This window comes from Pseudomonas sp. (assembly GCF_050739995.1).
GTDB lineage: Bacteria > Pseudomonadota > Gammaproteobacteria > Pseudomonadales > Pseudomonadaceae > Aquipseudomonas.
In genome coordinates this window covers 1-2,088 of the sequence record NZ_JBOICG010000012.1, presented here as the reverse complement: position 1 = coordinate 2,088, position 2,088 = coordinate 1, and the positions used below count along the sequence as shown (strand labels likewise).

3 protein-coding genes are annotated in these 2,088 nt (G+C 60.8%); all 3 read right to left on the bottom strand.

What is annotated here, in order from left to right; translation table 11 throughout:
- Window position 1 precedes the first annotated feature (1 nt).
- Window positions 2-169, bottom strand: coding sequence for a DUF2474 domain-containing protein (locus ACRESD_RS00270; RefSeq protein WP_010562540.1), 168 nt, complete (start codon window positions 167-169; stop codon window positions 2-4).
- A 12-nt stretch (window positions 170-181) separates the two neighbouring features.
- Complete coding sequence (gene cydB, locus ACRESD_RS00265; RefSeq protein ID WP_431749101.1) at window positions 182-1,189, bottom strand: cytochrome d ubiquinol oxidase subunit II; 1,008 nt, start codon at window positions 1,187-1,189, stop codon at window positions 182-184.
- Between the two features lies 1 nt (window position 1,190).
- Window positions 1,191-2,088: cytochrome ubiquinol oxidase subunit I (locus ACRESD_RS00260; protein WP_431749100.1), on the bottom strand; the 898-nt coding region annotated here is incomplete at its 5' end.

Genomic DNA, 2,088 nt, shown 5'->3' with positions numbered 1-2,088 from the left:
GTCAGTGGGTGGTCAAGCCGGCCGCATTCATGAACATGCGCATCAAGCTGGCCACGACGAACAGGGCCAGCACGCTGCCAGTCCAAATCATCGCCAACCACCCCAGGCGCCGCCACAATGGCTGTTTCTCGGCCTGTTCAATCTCGTGCAACGTCGGTTTGCCGGACATAAAACGACCCTCCTAGTGATAGCCGTCTTCGTGGGTGACCTTGCCGCGGAACACGTAGTAGCTCCAGAAGGTGTAGCCCAGGATGAACGGAATGATGAACAGCGTGCCCACCAGCATGAAGCCCTGGCTCTGCGGCGGCGCGGCGGCGTCCCAGATCGACACGGACGGCGGAATGATGTTCGGCCACAGGCTGATCCCCAGGCCGCTGTAGCCGAGGAAGATCAGCACCAGCGTCAGCAGGAACGGTGTGTAGTGCGCGTTACGCGCCACCGCACGGATCAGCCCGTACATGGTCACCAACACCAGGATCGGCACCGGCAGGAACCAGAACAGGTTCGGCAGGGTGAACCAGCGCGAAGCGATTTCCGGGTGGGCCAACGGTGTCCACAGGCTGACGATACCGATCACTGCCAACACCACGAAGGCCAACGGCCGCGCCAGGTTGTGCATCTGCTCCTGCAACTTGCCTTCGGTCTTCATGATCAGCCAGGTGCAACCCAGCAAGGCATACGCCACCACCAGGGCCACGCCGCAGAACATCGTGAACGGCGTCAGCCAGTCCAGCGAGCCGCCGGCGAACTGGCGGTTCACCACCGGAATGCCGTCAATAAACGCCCCCAACGCCACGCCCTGGAAGAACGTCGCCGCGATTGAGCCGCCGATGAACGCCTTGTCCCACAAATGACGCTTGTGGTCCTTGGCCTTGAAGCGGAACTCGAAGGCCACGCCACGGAAGATCAACCCGATCAGCATCAAGATCAGTGGCAGGTACAGCGCCGACAGCACCACCGAATAAGCCAGCGGAAAGGCGCCGAACAACGCTGCGCCGCCCAGTACCAACCAGGTTTCGTTGCCGTCCCATACCGGGGCGACGGTGTTCATCATGACGTCACGGTCGACTTTGCCCGGGATAAACGGAAAGAGGATGCCGATACCCAAGTCGAAGCCGTCCATCACCACATACATCATGATGCCGAAGATGATGATCACGGCCCAGATCAGCGGAAGATCAATACCCATCTCAATTCCCCTTGTGCTGGATGTGGGTGTGGTCGTCATCACTGCCATCATCAGCGGCGGACAACGGACGTGCCGGTGTGCGTTTCTGGCCAGGGCCACCATGGGTTGGCTCGCTGCCGTCATGAATCTGCGGCCCTTTGCGCACCAGACGCATCATGTAACCCAGGCCCGCGCCGAACAGGGCGAAATACACCACCACGAACAACACCAGAGTAATCGTCATCTGCGCCAGGCTATGCCCGGAGGACGCATCCGCCGTGCGCATCAAGCCATAGACCACCCACGGCTGACGGCCGATTTCAGTGGTGAACCAGCCAGCGAGAATCGCGATCAGACCGGATGGCCCCATCCACAACGCCAGGTACAGGAACGGCTTGGACGTGTACATCTTGTCGCCACGGCGCAGCCAGAGGCTGAACAGACCGGTGAAGATCATCAGGAAGCCCAGGCCGACCATGACCCGGAACGACCAGAACACAATGGTCGAGTTGGGGCGGTCCTCAGGCGGGAACTCCTTGAGCGCCGGCACCTGTTTGTCCAGGGAGTGGGTAAGGATCAGGCTGCCCAGGTACGGAATCTCAACGGCATACTTGGTTTTTTCGGCTTTCATGTCCGGCCAGCCGAACAGGATCAGCGGCGTCGGTTCATTGCCGATGTTTTCCCAGTGGCCTTCAATCGCGGCGATTTTTGCCGGCTGATGCTTCAAGGTATTGAGGCCATGGAAGTCGCCGATGACCGCCTGGATAGGCGCGACGATCAGTGCCATCCACATGGCCATCGACAACATGGTGCGGATCGCCGGGTTGTCCTTGCCACGCAGCAAGTGCCAGGCCGCCGAGGAGCCGACGAAGAACGCCGTAGCCACGAACGCCGCCGTGGCCATGTGCGCCAGGCGATAG